The 12,344-nt window shown below is 72.4% G+C and carries 13 protein-coding genes; 5 read left to right on the top strand and 8 right to left on the bottom strand.

The features are described from left to right. Nucleotides 1-94 precede the first annotated feature (94 nt). The 3 genes from ACFVX4_RS33840 to sigE form a co-directional block, all read right to left on the bottom strand. Nucleotides 95-1,888 carry a trypsin-like peptidase domain-containing protein gene (locus tag ACFVX4_RS33840; protein WP_389984915.1) on the bottom strand — a complete coding sequence of 598 codons (1,794 nt, stop codon included), beginning with the start codon at nt 1,886-1,888 and terminating at the stop codon, nt 95-97. A 110-nt stretch (nt 1,889-1,998) separates the two neighbouring features. Further along, nucleotides 1,999-3,030, bottom strand: coding sequence for a zf-HC2 domain-containing protein (locus ACFVX4_RS33835; protein ID WP_389984912.1), 1,032 nt, complete (start codon nt 3,028-3,030; stop codon nt 1,999-2,001). After that, a complete protein-coding gene (gene sigE / locus ACFVX4_RS33830) occupies nt 3,027-3,788 on the bottom strand; it encodes an RNA polymerase sigma factor SigE (protein WP_389984909.1) in 762 nt (253 codons plus the stop codon). The genes ACFVX4_RS33835 and sigE overlap by 4 nt, the downstream gene beginning before the upstream one ends. A 183-nt stretch (nt 3,789-3,971) precedes the next feature. Here sigE and ACFVX4_RS33825 point away from each other — a divergent pair, with 183 nt between their 5' ends. After that, nucleotides 3,972-4,637, top strand: coding sequence for an O-methyltransferase (locus ACFVX4_RS33825; protein WP_356482167.1), 666 nt, complete (start codon nt 3,972-3,974; stop codon nt 4,635-4,637). 180 nt (nt 4,638-4,817) lie between these two features. Here ACFVX4_RS33825 and ACFVX4_RS33820 read toward each other — a convergent pair whose 3' ends face one another. Next, on the bottom strand, nt 4,818-4,985 hold the full coding sequence (locus ACFVX4_RS33820) for a DUF3117 domain-containing protein (RefSeq protein ID WP_003966491.1): 168 nt from the start codon (nt 4,983-4,985) through the stop codon (nt 4,818-4,820). A gap of 313 nt (nt 4,986-5,298) precedes the next feature. Between ACFVX4_RS33820 and ACFVX4_RS33815 the strand changes: the two genes are divergently transcribed. Then, complete coding sequence (locus tag ACFVX4_RS33815) at nt 5,299-6,111, top strand: enoyl-CoA hydratase/isomerase family protein (RefSeq protein ID WP_389984905.1); 813 nt, start codon at nt 5,299-5,301, stop codon at nt 6,109-6,111. Nucleotides 6,112-6,214: 103 nt separating this feature from the next. Here ACFVX4_RS33815 and ACFVX4_RS33810 read toward each other — a convergent pair whose 3' ends face one another. Next, nucleotides 6,215-6,802, bottom strand: coding sequence for a DNA-3-methyladenine glycosylase I (locus ACFVX4_RS33810; protein ID WP_389984902.1), 588 nt, complete (start codon nt 6,800-6,802; stop codon nt 6,215-6,217). Further along, complete coding sequence (locus tag ACFVX4_RS33805; protein WP_389984899.1) at nt 6,799-7,299, bottom strand: DivIVA domain-containing protein; 501 nt, start codon at nt 7,297-7,299, stop codon at nt 6,799-6,801. Before ACFVX4_RS33805 ends, ACFVX4_RS33810 begins: the two co-directional genes overlap by 4 nt. A gap of 224 nt (nt 7,300-7,523) precedes the next feature. Here ACFVX4_RS33805 and folP point away from each other — a divergent pair, with 224 nt between their 5' ends. Beyond that, a complete protein-coding gene (gene folP, locus ACFVX4_RS33800; protein WP_389984896.1) occupies nt 7,524-8,396 on the top strand; it encodes a dihydropteroate synthase in 873 nt (290 codons plus the stop codon). Nucleotides 8,397-8,445: 49 nt separating this feature from the next. Here folP and ACFVX4_RS33795 read toward each other — a convergent pair whose 3' ends face one another. Together ACFVX4_RS33795 and dapE are read right to left on the bottom strand one after the other, a co-directional pair. Further along, on the bottom strand, nt 8,446-9,195 hold the full coding sequence (locus ACFVX4_RS33795; RefSeq protein ID WP_389984893.1) for a TIGR00730 family Rossman fold protein: 750 nt from the start codon (nt 9,193-9,195) through the stop codon (nt 8,446-8,448). A gap of 112 nt (nt 9,196-9,307) precedes the next feature. Next, on the bottom strand, nt 9,308-10,387 hold the full coding sequence (dapE, locus tag ACFVX4_RS33790) for a succinyl-diaminopimelate desuccinylase (RefSeq protein ID WP_389984890.1): 1,080 nt from the start codon (nt 10,385-10,387) through the stop codon (nt 9,308-9,310). A 142-nt stretch (nt 10,388-10,529) separates the two neighbouring features. Here dapE and ACFVX4_RS33785 point away from each other — a divergent pair, with 142 nt between their 5' ends. Together ACFVX4_RS33785 and ACFVX4_RS33780 are read left to right on the top strand one after the other, a co-directional pair. Beyond that, nucleotides 10,530-11,477 (top strand): hypothetical protein, encoded by a 948-nt coding sequence (locus ACFVX4_RS33785; protein WP_389984887.1) that lies wholly within the window; start codon nt 10,530-10,532, stop codon nt 11,475-11,477. Nucleotides 11,478-11,764: 287 nt separating this feature from the next. After that, complete coding sequence (locus tag ACFVX4_RS33780; protein ID WP_389984884.1) at nt 11,765-12,178, top strand: ATP-binding protein; 414 nt, start codon at nt 11,765-11,767, stop codon at nt 12,176-12,178. Nucleotides 12,179-12,344 lie beyond the last annotated feature (166 nt).

Here is a 12,344-nt window from a genome sequence, read left to right as displayed (position 1 = left end):
TGCTCCTCGTGTTCTCCGAGACCGTGTCGGTCGAGGTCCGGACCCGGCCCACGGTACCCGCCGAAACTGTCCGCGCGGTAGCGTCCCGGGGCCGTCACGTGCCGCTTGCCGAGCCGAGCGTCAAAGAGATGGACAGGTCTTTACCACCGCGGGTCAGCGCGAGGTCCAGACGGTCGCCCGGACGGTGCGCGCGGATCTTCACGATCAGCTCCTCGCCGCTGTGCACCCGCCGGCCGTCGACCTCGGTGATGACGTCCCCGGGCCTGATCCCGGCCTTGGCCCCGGGCCCGCCCGGCGTCACCGCGGGCTTGCCGGCCGCACCCTTGGACCCGACCCTGGCGCCGTCCCCGGCGTACTTCATGTCGAGCGTGACACCGATCACCGGGTGGGTGGCCTTCCCGGTGTTGATCAGCTCCTCGGCGACCCGCTTGCCCTGGTTGATCGGGATGGCGAAGCCGAGGCCGATGGAACCCGCCTGTCCGCCCTCCTCGGCCGAGCCGCTGTCGGCGGCGCGGATGGCGCTGTTGATGCCTATGACATGGGCATCGGTATCGACGAGCGGACCGCCGGAATTGCCCGGGTTGATCGGCGCGTCGGTCTGCAGCGCGTCGACGTAGCTGATGTCGCTGCCATCACCCTTCTCGCCGCCCGCGGTGATCGGCCGGTCCTTGGCGCTGATGATGCCGGAGGTCACGGTGTTGGACAGGTCGAAGGGGGCGCCGATGGCCACCACTGGGTCGCCGACCCGCACATTGTCGGAGTTGCCCAGCGGCAGCGGCTTGAGGCCGGAGACCCCGGTGACCTTGACCACGGCCAGGTCGTAGCCGCTGTCCTTGCCGACGACCTCGCCGCGCGCGGTCTCCCCGCCGCTGAACGTCACGGTGATCTCGCCGCCCTGGCCGGCCGGGGCGACGACATGGTTGTTGGTGAGGATGTGGCCGGAGCCGTCGAGAACGAAGCCGGTGCCGGTGCCGGACTCGGTGGAGCCGCTGACGTGGAGGGTGACCACGCTGGGCAGGGCGCTGGCGGCGATGCCGGCGACGCTGTCGGGGGCCCGGCCGCCGCTGCTGCGACCGGCCTGCGGGAGCTCGACCTGGGTGAGGCCGCCGTTGCGCTCGACGTAGGCCCCGATGCCGCCGCCGATTCCGCCCGCCACCAGGGCGAGCAGTACCGCACCGACGAGGAGGGAGCCGCGCCGGCTCTTGCGTCCGGTGTCGGCCCCGAGCGGCGGGCCCGGGTTGGTGAGCGGCTGCCTGGGCGCACCCCAGGGGTCGTATTGGAGCCACTGCGTCGCCGCCTGCGGCTGCGATTGGGGCTGCGGCTGTGGCTGTGGCTGCTGAAGCTGGGGTTGCTGCTGGGGCTGCTGAGGTGTCTGGGGCGGGGGCGCGAAGCCGGTCGCGGGCGGCGCGGGGACGGGCGCGGGCGGGGCGGGAGCGGGCGACGTGGGGATGCCCGCGCCGTTCGTCCCCGCGCCGTTCGTCCCCGCGTACTGCGGGGGTACGGGGGTGCCGTGCGCCGGGGTCGGGACCGGCCGCTGCACGGGTGGGGCGGGTGCCCAGGGGCCGGGGCCGCCGTAGGGCGGGGTGCTGTACTGATCGGGCTCGTGCAGGGGTGTCACGGGCTGTGCGGCAGGTACAGCGGCCACCGGCTCGGGTGCCGGGGACCGGGGCGGCGCGTCGGCCGGGTGCGGTTCCGGCGCCGTGGTCGTGCGGCTCGCGCGGTCATCGGCGACCGTCGCGTCCGTCGCTGTCGCCGTGGGCGCCGGGTCGGCCACGGGCGCCGGGTCCTCGATGGACGACGGCTCGTCCGGCGCTGTGCGGGTGGTGCGTCCCGGCGTGGGCCGGCTCCACCACTTCGCCTTCGGCCCGGTGGACTTCCCGTCTTCCATGCTCTCCCCGCAACTGCCGCAACTGGCCTCTGCACGCCCCGACAGGGGCGTCCCTCCCGGAACTGCTCCCGGAATTCAACCAGGTTTGCGAATGCTTGCGCAGACTCCGGTCAGCGCCGGGAGGAAAGCGGCAGACCACGATCGGCGGGGGTGGGAAAGGCCGAGGCCGACGGCCGTGCCCAGGGCGGTGGTGACGACTGTGTCCCGGACGGTGGCGCGGAGGGCGTCGGTGACGGTGCGGCGAGCCGCCCGAACACCTCGGCGAAGAGCGGGGTGGTGCCGGTCGGACGTATCAGCGGTGGCGCGGACACATTGGTCAGGACGTGCATGGCGAAGGGGTTTCCCGTCAGGCTCGCGGAGGAGAGCACCGCGGGAGTGGCGGAGGGGGCCGCCGGTGCGACGCTCGGCACGGCCGACGGGGCGGCGGCGATCGAGCGGTCGCCCGACCCCCTGGCCGCGAGCGTGCCGTGGCTGCCACCGCCACGGCGGCTGACCGAGCCGCCGCTCTCACCGCGCGAGGGGGCGTCGAGCGGGGTCACCGCGTTTCCGGCGCCCGTGACACGGGCCGCGGAGCTGAAACCCGCGCCCGGCTGCAGGGCGCCGCCGAGGGCGATGGCCGCCAGCGAGACGGCACTCGCCGCCGCGAAGGCGAATCTCCGGCCGCGCCAGGGCGACCGCTCCGCCTCGCGGCCCACCTCGTGGATCCGGAAGCCGGAACGGGAGGAGCCACCCGGCAGTACGGCGGTCGAGCCGTGCGGGGTCGGGAGGAAGCCGAAGCCGCCGAGCGGCAGGTTCCCCGGCGAATCCGGGCGGCTGCCGGACGGCTGGATCACGGGGAAGAGCCCGTCCGCGAAGCGCCCGGAGCCGCCGAATGGTCTGTCCTGGCTGTCGTCGTCACCCCCAGGCCCCCCGGGAAGGCCCTGCAGCCGGGCAAGGAACCCCTCGGACGGCGACGGCGGGGCGGACTGGGCGAAGACACTCTTCAGGCGTCGCTGCGCCGCTGCCTCGGCCTTGCACTTGGCACAGGTCGCGAGGTGGGCGAGCACCCGCTCGCGGGCGTCGTGTTTCAGCTCGCCGTCGACAAGCGCGGCAAGGCGGTCCCCCAGGTGTTGTTCCGCGGGGGTCGGACCTGTGCCGCTCACGCCGTTCCGCCCTCCCCCGCCAGGACCGCGCCCGCCAGCGAGCGCTGCTCGGCACGGGCCTCGGGCGAACGGTGCTGCAACGCCTTGCGCAGGTGCGAGCGACCGCGGTGGATACGGCTGCGCACGGTGCCGAGCTTCACGCCCAGCGTCGCGGCGATCTCCTCGTACGACAGCCCCTCGATGTCACAGAGCACGACGGCGGCACGGAATTCGGGCGCGAGGGTGTCCAGCGCCTGCTGCACATCCGCGTCGAAGTGGGTGTCGTTGAAGACCTGCTGCGGGGACGGCTCACGGCTCGGCAGCCGCTCGGCGGCGTCGTCGCCCAGGGAGTCGAAGCGGATCCGCTGCTTACGACGGACCATGTCCAGGAACAGGTTGGTCGTGATGCGGTGCAGCCAGCCCTCGAACGTGCCCGGCGTGTAGGTCGACAGCGACCGGAACACGCGGACGAAGACCTCTTGCGTGAGGTCCTCGGCGTCGTGCTGGTTGCCCGTCAGCCGGTAGGCGAGGCGGTAGACCCGGCCGCTGTGCGTGCTGACGATCTCTTCCCATGAGGGTGGCGTCCACGCCTGGGAGTCCGCATCTGAGGCGAAGGTCGCGGTCGTCGCGGAGTCGTTGGAAGAACGGTCAGCAATGTTGGTCACGGATTTCGGCTCACCCGCCGACCTGAGAAAGCGCCGCAGCACTCCTCCCCGATCCACAGGCGCAGCCGCACCTCCCCTATCGGCTCTGGTGGTGTCCAGTGGAGCCCCTACCATAGCCACCTCGCCCGTTAGCTCCGGATAAGCCTTTTTCCTGCTGGGGCCGGGGATCACCCCCGGGAACCGCCGGCCGGTGGATCCCGGACCCGATCCGCGGGCCGATTCCACAGGCTCTCCCCTGTGCCTTCATAACGCCCGGTCCCATCTGCGGGTTCCCGGGTGCAGCGGATACAGTCACCGTTGCGCCAACTACGGGGACAGGAGAGGGTCATTACCGCCAACCGGCAGACGAGCTGGGCGTTCGCCGACGCCTTTGTCGCCGAGGACGAAGCACTGCGCTGGGCCCGGGACCGGGCCCGGGAGGCGGGGCTCCGCTCGGTGTCGCCAGGTACTGGCGCCGCGCTGCGCTTGCTCGCTGCCACGACGGACGCCAAAGCGGTGGCCGAAATCGGCACCGGGACCGGCGTGTCCGGGCTCTATCTGCTGCACGGAATGCGGCCCGACGGCGTGCTGACCACGGTCGACCCGGAGCCCGAGCGCCAGCAGTTCGCCCGTGAGGCCTTCCGGGCCGCGGGGTACGCCGCCAACCGGGCCCGCTTCATTCCCGGCCGCGCCCTGGACGTGCTGCCGCGGCTCGCGGACGGCGGATACGACCTCGTGTTCTGCGACGGCGACCGGCTGGAGAGCCTGGACTGTCTCGCTGAATCGTTGCGCCTGCTGCGCCCCGGCGGCCTGGTCTGCTTCGAGGGCGTCTTCGCGGACGGCCGTACCGTCGACTCCGCGGCGCAGCCCGCGGAGGTGCTGCGGCTGCGGGAGCTGCTGCGCGCGGTGCGGGAGAGCCAGGAACTGATGGCGACGCTGTTGCCGGTGGGCGACGGGCTGCTGTGCGCGGTGCGCAGGGGCTGACGCCCACGGCTACGGGGCCGGGGACTCGCCCCGCGCCCCGGGCGAGCCGGACGGGCCGACCGGTCAGGAACGGTCGGTCAGGTCGGCCGGTCGGTCGGTCGGTCAGGAACGGTCGTGAACGCATCACTGCCCCGGCACGGACTCCGTGCCGGGGCAGTGATGAAGTGTGGGCGCCTCTGCTCAGCCGACGACCTTCTTGAGGGCATCGCCGAGTGCATCGGCCTCGTCCGGAGTCAGCTCCACGACAAGCCGACCGCCGCCTTCGAGCGGAACGCGCATGACGATGCCCCGCCCCTCCTTTGTCACCTCGAGCGGGCCGTCGCCCGTCCGCGGCTTCATGGCCGCCATGCTCGTTCCCCTTCCTGAAACCAGCTCATCGCAACCGGCGGCCCCATGACAGGCGCTGTCTCACCGGCATCGAACACATTGCTTCCAGGCCATTATCCCGCATCACAGACCCCGATGACCAACATCGGTCGGCATCGCTTGCGCAACGCGCTCTCTCAAAACCACCCAATTCGGCGATCGGCCTGCGATACTCCGCCGCCCGCACCCCCGCATCGGGGCTCAATTGTTAGACGCAGGTCACATGTCGGCTCCCGCCCGAGTCGGCCATGCTTGCCTGGACAGGCATAGCCCGAGGTGCGAAGGGGACGACGAAATGGCCGACCACATGGCGGACAGCGTGCGCTACGAAGTGAGCGACGGACTCGCGACGATCACGATCAACCGTCCCGACGCGATGAACGCCATGAACACCGCGGCCAAGGTGGCGCTCCGTGACGCGCTGAAGTCGGCGGCGGCCGACACCGCCGTACGTGCCGTTCTGCTCACCGCGACCGGGCGGGCGTTCTGCGTCGGCCAGGATCTCAAGGAGCATGTGGCCACGCTCGAAAGCACCCGCGAGGCGGGCAGCGGCAATGCGCTGAGCACGGTGCAGGAGCACTACAACCCGATCGTGCGGGCCATCGCCGAGATGCCCAAGCCGGTCGTCGCAGGGGTCAACGGGGTCGCCGCCGGTGCCGGTTTCGGCTTCGCGCTCGCCTGCGACTACCGGGTCGTCGCCGACACCGCCTCGTTCAACACCTCCTTCGCCGGTGTGGCCCTCACCGCCGACTCGGGCGTCTCCTGGACGCTGCCGCGCCTGATCGGGCAGAGCCGCGCCGCCGACCTGCTGCTCTTCCCGCGCTCGATCTCCGCGCAGGACGCCCATGAGCTGGGCATCGTGAACAAGCTGGTGCCCGCCGCCGACCTGGCCGCCGAGGCCGCCGCCGTGGCCCGCGCCCTGGCGTCCGGCCCCACGGTGGCGTACGCGGCGCTGAAGGAGTCCCTGGCCTACGGCGCCGGTCACACGCTGAGCGAGGCGCTGGAGAAGGAGGACGAGCTCCAGACCAGGGCGGGCGCGTCCGAGGACCACACGATCGCGGTGCAGGCGTTCCTGAACAAGGAGAAGCCGAAGTACCTCGGCCGCTAGGGTCTTTCGTTTGGCTCAGGCCGGATCAGGCACCGGGGCACGCGAGCCCGGCCTGATCCAAACGAGAGGCCCTAGCCGCCGGACGGCCTACGCCGGCGCGGCCCTACGCCCGGCCGCCGCGCGCCACGCAGTCGGCCAGGTGGTCGTCGACCAGGCCGCAGGCCTGCATCAGGGCGTAGGCCGTCGTGGGTCCGACGAAGCGCACACCGCGCTTCTTGAGGTCCTTGGCCAGCGCCGTGGACTCCGGTGTGACCGCCGGGACGTCGCCGAGGGTGCGCGGGGCGGGGCGGCCCGCCGGGTCGGGGGCGTAGGACCAGATCAGTTCGTCCAGCTCGCCGGCGCCCCAGCCGGCCAGCACCTGGGCGTTGGCGAGGGTCGCCTCGATCTTCGCGCGATTGCGGATGATGCCGGCGTCGGCGAGGAGGCGCTCCTTGTCGGCGTCGGTGAACTCGGCCACCGCGGGGATCTTGAACCCGGCGAAGGCGGAGCGGAAGCCCTCCCGGCGGCGCAGGATCGTCAGCCAGGAGAGGCCCGACTGGAAGGCCTCCAGGCAGAGCCGCTCGAAGAGGGCGTCGTCGCCGTGGACGGGCCGGCCCCATTCGGTGTCGTGATACGTGAGGTAGTCCTCGGTGGAGAGCCCCCAGGGACAGCGCAGTCCGCCGTCCGGGGCCGCTTCCGCGCCGCCGCTCATCGCCGGGGCTCCTCTCCGGGGTGCTCGGTCGGCTGCGGGTCCTGCCGGGGCGCCTCCCACGGCGCCTGCGGACGGTCCTCGGGCCCCTCCCACCCCTGCTGCGGCTGTTCCTGCGGACGGTCCTCGGGCCGCTCCCAGCCCGACTGCGGCCGTTCCTGCGGACGCTCGATGAGACCGGGTCCGCCGACCGCGGTCGTCTGCGCGCCGGCCAGCGCCGATTCCAGCTCCGCGATACGCGCGTCCCGCTCGGCGAGCTCGGCGCTGAGCCGGTCGAGCGCCTCGTCGACATCCATCATGCGGTAGCCGCGCACGGCCACCGGCAGCCGCAGCGCGTCGATATCCGCGCGGCCGACCGGCCGGGTCGCGGGCAGCGGATCGGTCAGCTGCTCGGGCGCCACGTCCTGCAGGACGGCGCTCTTCCCCCCGCCGACCACCGCGAGGGTGACCGCGGCCACGACCACGACCATCGTCACCAGCAAGAACCAGAACACGCGCATCTCCCCGGGAGCGGAAACCTGTCCGGGTCCGATCGTGCCATGCGGCACCGACAGCCGGTGCCCACCGGGCCAGGCACTAGGGTCTGTCCGGCGGATCGGGGTCGGACAGGGCGCGGCGTCTGGTGCGGTGCATCGCAAGGCGCCGCGACCCCGGCCATGATCCGCCGGCCAGACCCTGGGGTCGCAGGCGACTCACGGGCGATCTACCAGAGGAGAAACGCGGGATGCGAAGCGGTGCGCTCAGGCTGGGGCGGCGCGAATTCGGTGCGCACGAGCCGGTGATCATGGCGATCGTGAACCGTACCCCGGACTCCTTCTACGACCAGGGCGCGACCTTCCGGGACGAACCCGCGCTCGCCCGGGTCGAGCAGGCCATCGCGGACGGTGCGGCGATCGTCGACATCGGGGGTGTGAAGGCGGGTCCCGGCGAAGAGGTGACCGCCGAGGAGGAGGCGCGCCGCACGGTCGGGTTCGTCGCGGAGGTGCGCCGCCGTCACCCGGACGTGGTGATCAGCGTCGACACCTGGCGCCACGATGTCGGCGAAGCGGTCTGCGAGGCCGGCGCGGATGTGCTGAACGACGCGTGGGGCGGCGTCGACCCGAAGCTCGCGGAGGTCGCCGCGCGGTACGGCGCCGGTCTGGTGTGCACGCACGCGGGCGGCGCCGAGCCGCGCACCCGGCCGCACCGGATCGCGTACGACGACGTGATGGCGGACATCCTGCGGGTGACGGTGGGGCTGGCCGAGCGCGCGGTCGCGCTCGGGGTGCGGGCCGACGGAATCATGATCGATCCCGGTCATGACTTCGGGAAGAACACCCGGCACTCCCTGGAGGCGACGCGCCGGCTCGGCGAGATGACGCAGACCGGCTGGCCGGTGCTCGTCTCGCTGTCCAACAAGGACTTCGTCGGCGAGACGCTCGACCGCCCGGTGAAGGAGCGGGTGATCGGGACGCTGGCGACCACGGCCGTGTCGGCGTGGCTGGGGGCGCAGGTGTACCGGGTGCACGAGGTGGCGGAGACCCGGCAGGTGCTGGACATGGTGGCGTCCATCGCGGGGCACCGGGACCCTGCCGTGGCGCGGCGCGGACTGGCGTGACCGGGGCGGGGACGGGGCCCTGCGGCGGGCCCCGCTCCCCGGACGGGCCCTACCGGCCGACCTCCTTCGTCACGAGGTTGACCGCCTCGTCCACGTCGTCCGTGACGTGGAACAGCAGCAGGTCGTGCTCGGACGCCTTGCCCTGCGCCACCACCGTGTCCCGCAGCCAGTCCACGAGACCGCTCCAGTACTTGGTGCCGAACAGCACGATCGGGAAGCGGGTGACCTTGCCCGTCTGGACGAGGGTGAGCGCCTCGAAGAGTTCGTCCAGGGTGCCGAGACCGCCGGGCAGCACGACGAAGCCCTGCGCGTACTTCACGAACATCGTCTTGCGGACGAAGAAGTAGCGGAAGTTGACGCCGATGTCGACGTGCGGGTTGAGGCCGGACTCGAAGGGCAGCTCGATGCCGAGACCGACCGAGACGCCCTTCGCCTCCCGCGCCCCCTTGTTCGCCGCCTCCATCGCCCCGGGCCCGCCTCCGGTGATCACCGCGAAGCCGGCCTCGACCAGGGCCTTGCCGATCCGTACGCCCGCCTCGTAGTCGGGTCCACCGGCCGGGGTGCGGGCCGAACCGAAGACGCTGATCGCGCTCGGCAGCTCGGCCAGCGCGCCGAATCCCTCGACGAACTCCGACTGGATGCGCATCACCCGCCATGGGTCGGTGTGCACCCACTCGGAGTCGCCCTCGGTGTCCAGCAACCGCTGATCGGTGGTGCCGGGCTGTACCTGTTCCCTGCGGCGCAGTACCGGTCCGAGCCGCTGCTCCTCCGGGACCTGCGCTCCCTCGGGGTTGCCCATGACCTGCTCCCTCCGACGACGATCGACGACCGGAAGATCCCGGAGGATCAACGGTCATCCGTGTCAGGTCAGGGTAGATCCATGGAGGTTACGGACAGGGGAATGCCGTGGGTCAGCCGGTGAGCCAGGAGCGGAGCCGCTCCTCGCAGTGAGTGATCCGCTCGACCACCACGTGCTCGTCGCGCTTGTGGGCGAACAGCGGGTCGCCCGGTCCGTAGTTCACCGCGGGGACGCCGAGGGAGCCGAAGCGGGAGACGTCCGTCCAGCCGAACTTGGGCCGGGCGGTGCCGCCCACCGCCGCCATGAACGCCTTGGCCGCCGGGTGGGAGAGGCCGGGCATGGCCGCGCCCGAGTGGTCGTCGACGACGAATTCCTCGACGCCGCAGTCCGCGAAGACCTCGTGGACGTGGGCCAGCGCCTCCTCGGCGGTCCGGTCGGGTGCGTACCGGAAATTGACCACGACGGTGCAGGCGTCCGGGATGACGTTGTTGGCGACGCCCCCCTCGATCCGTACGGCGTTCAGGCCCTCGTGGTATTCGAGGCCGTCGATGACCGGGCGGCGCGGTTCGTACGCGGCGAGGCGGGCCAGGATCGGGGCGGCGGTGTGGATGGCGTTGGACCCCATCCAGCCGCGCGCGGAATGGGCCCGCTCCCCCTCGGTGCGGAGGAAGACCCGCAGGGTGCCCTGGCAGCCGCCCTCGACCTCGGCGTCGGAGCCCTCCAGCAGGACCGCGAAGTCGCCCGTCAGCCAGTCGGGGTGGGCGTCGGCGATGTGGCCGAGCCCGTTGAGGTGCGCGGCGACCTCTTCGTTGTCGTAGAAGACGAAGGTCAGGTCGCGGTTGGGCTCGGGCACGGTCGCGGCGATCCTCAGCTGGACCGCGACGCCCGACTTCATGTCGGAGCTGCCGCAGCCCCACAGCACCCCGTTGTCGTCGAGCCGGGACGGCACGTTGTCGGCGATCGGCACGGTGTCGATGTGCCCGGCGAGCACCACCCGCTCGGCCCGGCCGAGGTTCGTCCTGGCCACGACGTTGTTGCCGTGCCGGTCGACGGTCAGGTGCGGGAGGGTGCGCAGGGCCGACTCGATTGCGTCCGCGAGGTCCTTCTCCTGACCGCTGACCGACGGGAAGTCGACGAGCCGGGCGGTGAGCGCCGGGCCGTCCAGGGTGAGGTCAAGTGTGGTTTCGGGCATGGGACCGACCCTAAGGGACCGGCGCCTCCCGTCCGGATCGGGCCGGATCGGGGAGCGGTGCCGGGTTCACGGGCCCGGCATGATCCAGCAGAGGGGCCCTGGGGCCCTCGGCCCCGGTCCGGCACTCCAGTACGGTGGGCCCGTGCCCCGGACCGTCTCCCCCGCCCGCCCACACACCGGCCGCAGCCGCCTCCTGCGCATCGCTGCCGGCCTTGTCGTGCTCGCCGCGCTCGGCGGCTATCTGACCGTTCAGTACATAACCGGCAGCAAGGTCATCGAGGGGTGCGTCGTCGAATCGGCCGATGGTTCGGACGGCGCGGGCCGTACGTACCGGATGAGCCCGGAACAGGCCGTCAACGCCGCGACGATCTCCGCAGTCGGCACCTCGCGCGGGATGCCGGAGCGTGCCGTGACGATCGCGCTGGCGACCGCGCTCCAGGAGTCCGGGCTGCGCAACATCGAGCACGGGGACCGGGATTCGCTGGGGCTGTTCCAGCAGCGCCCCTCGCAGGGCTGGGGCACCGAGAAGCAGATCCTGGACCCGGTCTACTCCGCCGGGGAGTTCTACCGGCATCTGGCCGAGGTCCCCGGTTACTCACGGCTGCCGCTGACGGTCGCCGCGCAGCGGGTCCAGCGCAGCGGTTTCCCGCAGGCGTACGCGAAACACGAGCCGGACGCGGCCCTGCTGGCGGCGGCGCTGACCGGCCGTACGCCCGCCTCGCTGAACTGCGCGCCGCCGCGGGCGACGGCCGCGAGCGCCGACTCGGCGAAGGTACGGGCGGCGCTGGTGCGGGCCTTCGGCAAGGACGTGCTGCCCGCGGTGACGACGGCGCCGCAGGACGGCGGGGGCGCGGCCGGTGCGGCGGCGACGAGCACGGTCTCGGTGCCGGTGCCCGCGACCCGGGCGTCCGGGGACGACGGCGCGGCCCGGCGCGGCTGGGAGCTCGCACACTGGGCGGTCGCGCAGTCCGAGGCGCTTCGCCTGGCCGAGGTCTCGTACGCGGGGCGGGTGTGGGAGGCCGGGTCGGGCTGGCGGACGGAACGTAAGGATTCGGGCACCACCGACGTCCGGATCAAGCTCGCGCTCTAGTTCACGCATTCACCCGGAAGTGCCATGCGGCCGGTTCTGAGCGCCCCCTCGCACAACCCCTCCCGCCGCCGCCCTCTGGCACCTCAATTCCCTTGTCACCAAAGGGAAGTGACGGTTCATCGACGAACCCGGGAATGCAGCGTTTGCCCGGGTTCCTCCACTGCAGATGATCTGACACATTACCGACTCTTTACCCAAGCCCACCGCAACCTCCCCCGCCCTTTCGACGGTTGTCATTGCGTCCGATCAACGGACAGACCTATTCCTCATTCCGTCGAAGGAGCATCATGTCCCTCCCCCTGACCCGCCGGATCGCCCGTGCCGCGCTGCTGATCGCCGCGGGTGCGGCCCCCGTGGTCGGCGCGGCCGGAGCCGCGGGTGCCGCGGAGCTGCCGCAGACCCCGGAGCTCGGCGGTCTGACCACCGTCGACGGTGCCGGTCTCGGCAAGACGGTCGACAGCGCGTCCCAGCAGGGCACCAAGGTGGCGGGCGACACCGGCGGCAAGATCGTCGGAACGACCCTCCCGGCCGCCGGCAAGACCGTCGGCAAGGCCGGCGCCGGGGCCACCCCCGCCGCGCAGAAGGCCGCGGGCGGCGCCGCCGGCAGCGCGGGCGAGGTCCTCGGCAACGCCGCCGGTGCCGCGACCGGGGGCGGCCTGCCCACCCAGGGTCTGCCCACCCAGAACCTGCCGCTCGGCTGACCCGTCCCGGCCACCGGCCGGCAGCAGCACACACGCGCGGGGGCCCGGGGGGGGGTAACCCCCGGGGCCCCCCCGCTTACCCCCACTTCCCTGGCCCGGCCAACCCCCCTCCCCCAACCAACCCCCCCCCCTCCCTCCCCCCTAACACCCCCCCCCCCCCAACGTC

Origin of the sequence: Streptomyces sp. NPDC058240 (assembly GCF_042882135.1) — a bacterium.
Lineage (GTDB): Bacteria > Actinomycetota > Actinomycetes > Streptomycetales > Streptomycetaceae > Streptomyces.
This window is presented reverse-complemented; position numbering and strand designations above follow the sequence as displayed.

Excerpts from the sequence above, each read along its gene's own strand:
- sigE (WP_389984909.1), bottom strand. The coding sequence starts at position 3,788 with ATGGTAGGGGCTCCACTGGACACCACCAGAGCCGATAGGGGAGGTGCG.
- ACFVX4_RS33840 (WP_389984915.1), bottom strand. The coding sequence starts at position 1,888 with ATGGAAGACGGGAAGTCCACCGGGCCGAAGGCGAAGTGGTGGAGCCGG.
- ACFVX4_RS33795 (WP_389984893.1), bottom strand. The coding sequence starts at position 9,195 with ATGGGCAACCCCGAGGGAGCGCAGGTCCCGGAGGAGCAGCGGCTCGGA.
- dapE (WP_389984890.1), bottom strand. The coding sequence starts at position 10,387 with ATGCCCGAAACCACACTTGACCTCACCCTGGACGGCCCGGCGCTCACC.
- ACFVX4_RS33780 (WP_389984884.1), top strand. The coding sequence starts at position 11,765 with ATGTCCCTCCCCCTGACCCGCCGGATCGCCCGTGCCGCGCTGCTGATC.
- ACFVX4_RS33805 (WP_389984899.1), bottom strand. The coding sequence starts at position 7,299 with ATGCGCGTGTTCTGGTTCTTGCTGGTGACGATGGTCGTGGTCGTGGCC.
- ACFVX4_RS33820 (WP_003966491.1), bottom strand. The coding sequence starts at position 4,985 with ATGGCGGCCATGAAGCCGCGGACGGGCGACGGCCCGCTCGAGGTGACA.
- folP (WP_389984896.1), top strand. The coding sequence starts at position 7,524 with ATGCGAAGCGGTGCGCTCAGGCTGGGGCGGCGCGAATTCGGTGCGCAC.
- ACFVX4_RS33815 (WP_389984905.1), top strand. The coding sequence starts at position 5,299 with ATGGCCGACCACATGGCGGACAGCGTGCGCTACGAAGTGAGCGACGGA.
- ACFVX4_RS33810 (WP_389984902.1), bottom strand. The coding sequence starts at position 6,802 with ATGAGCGGCGGCGCGGAAGCGGCCCCGGACGGCGGACTGCGCTGTCCC.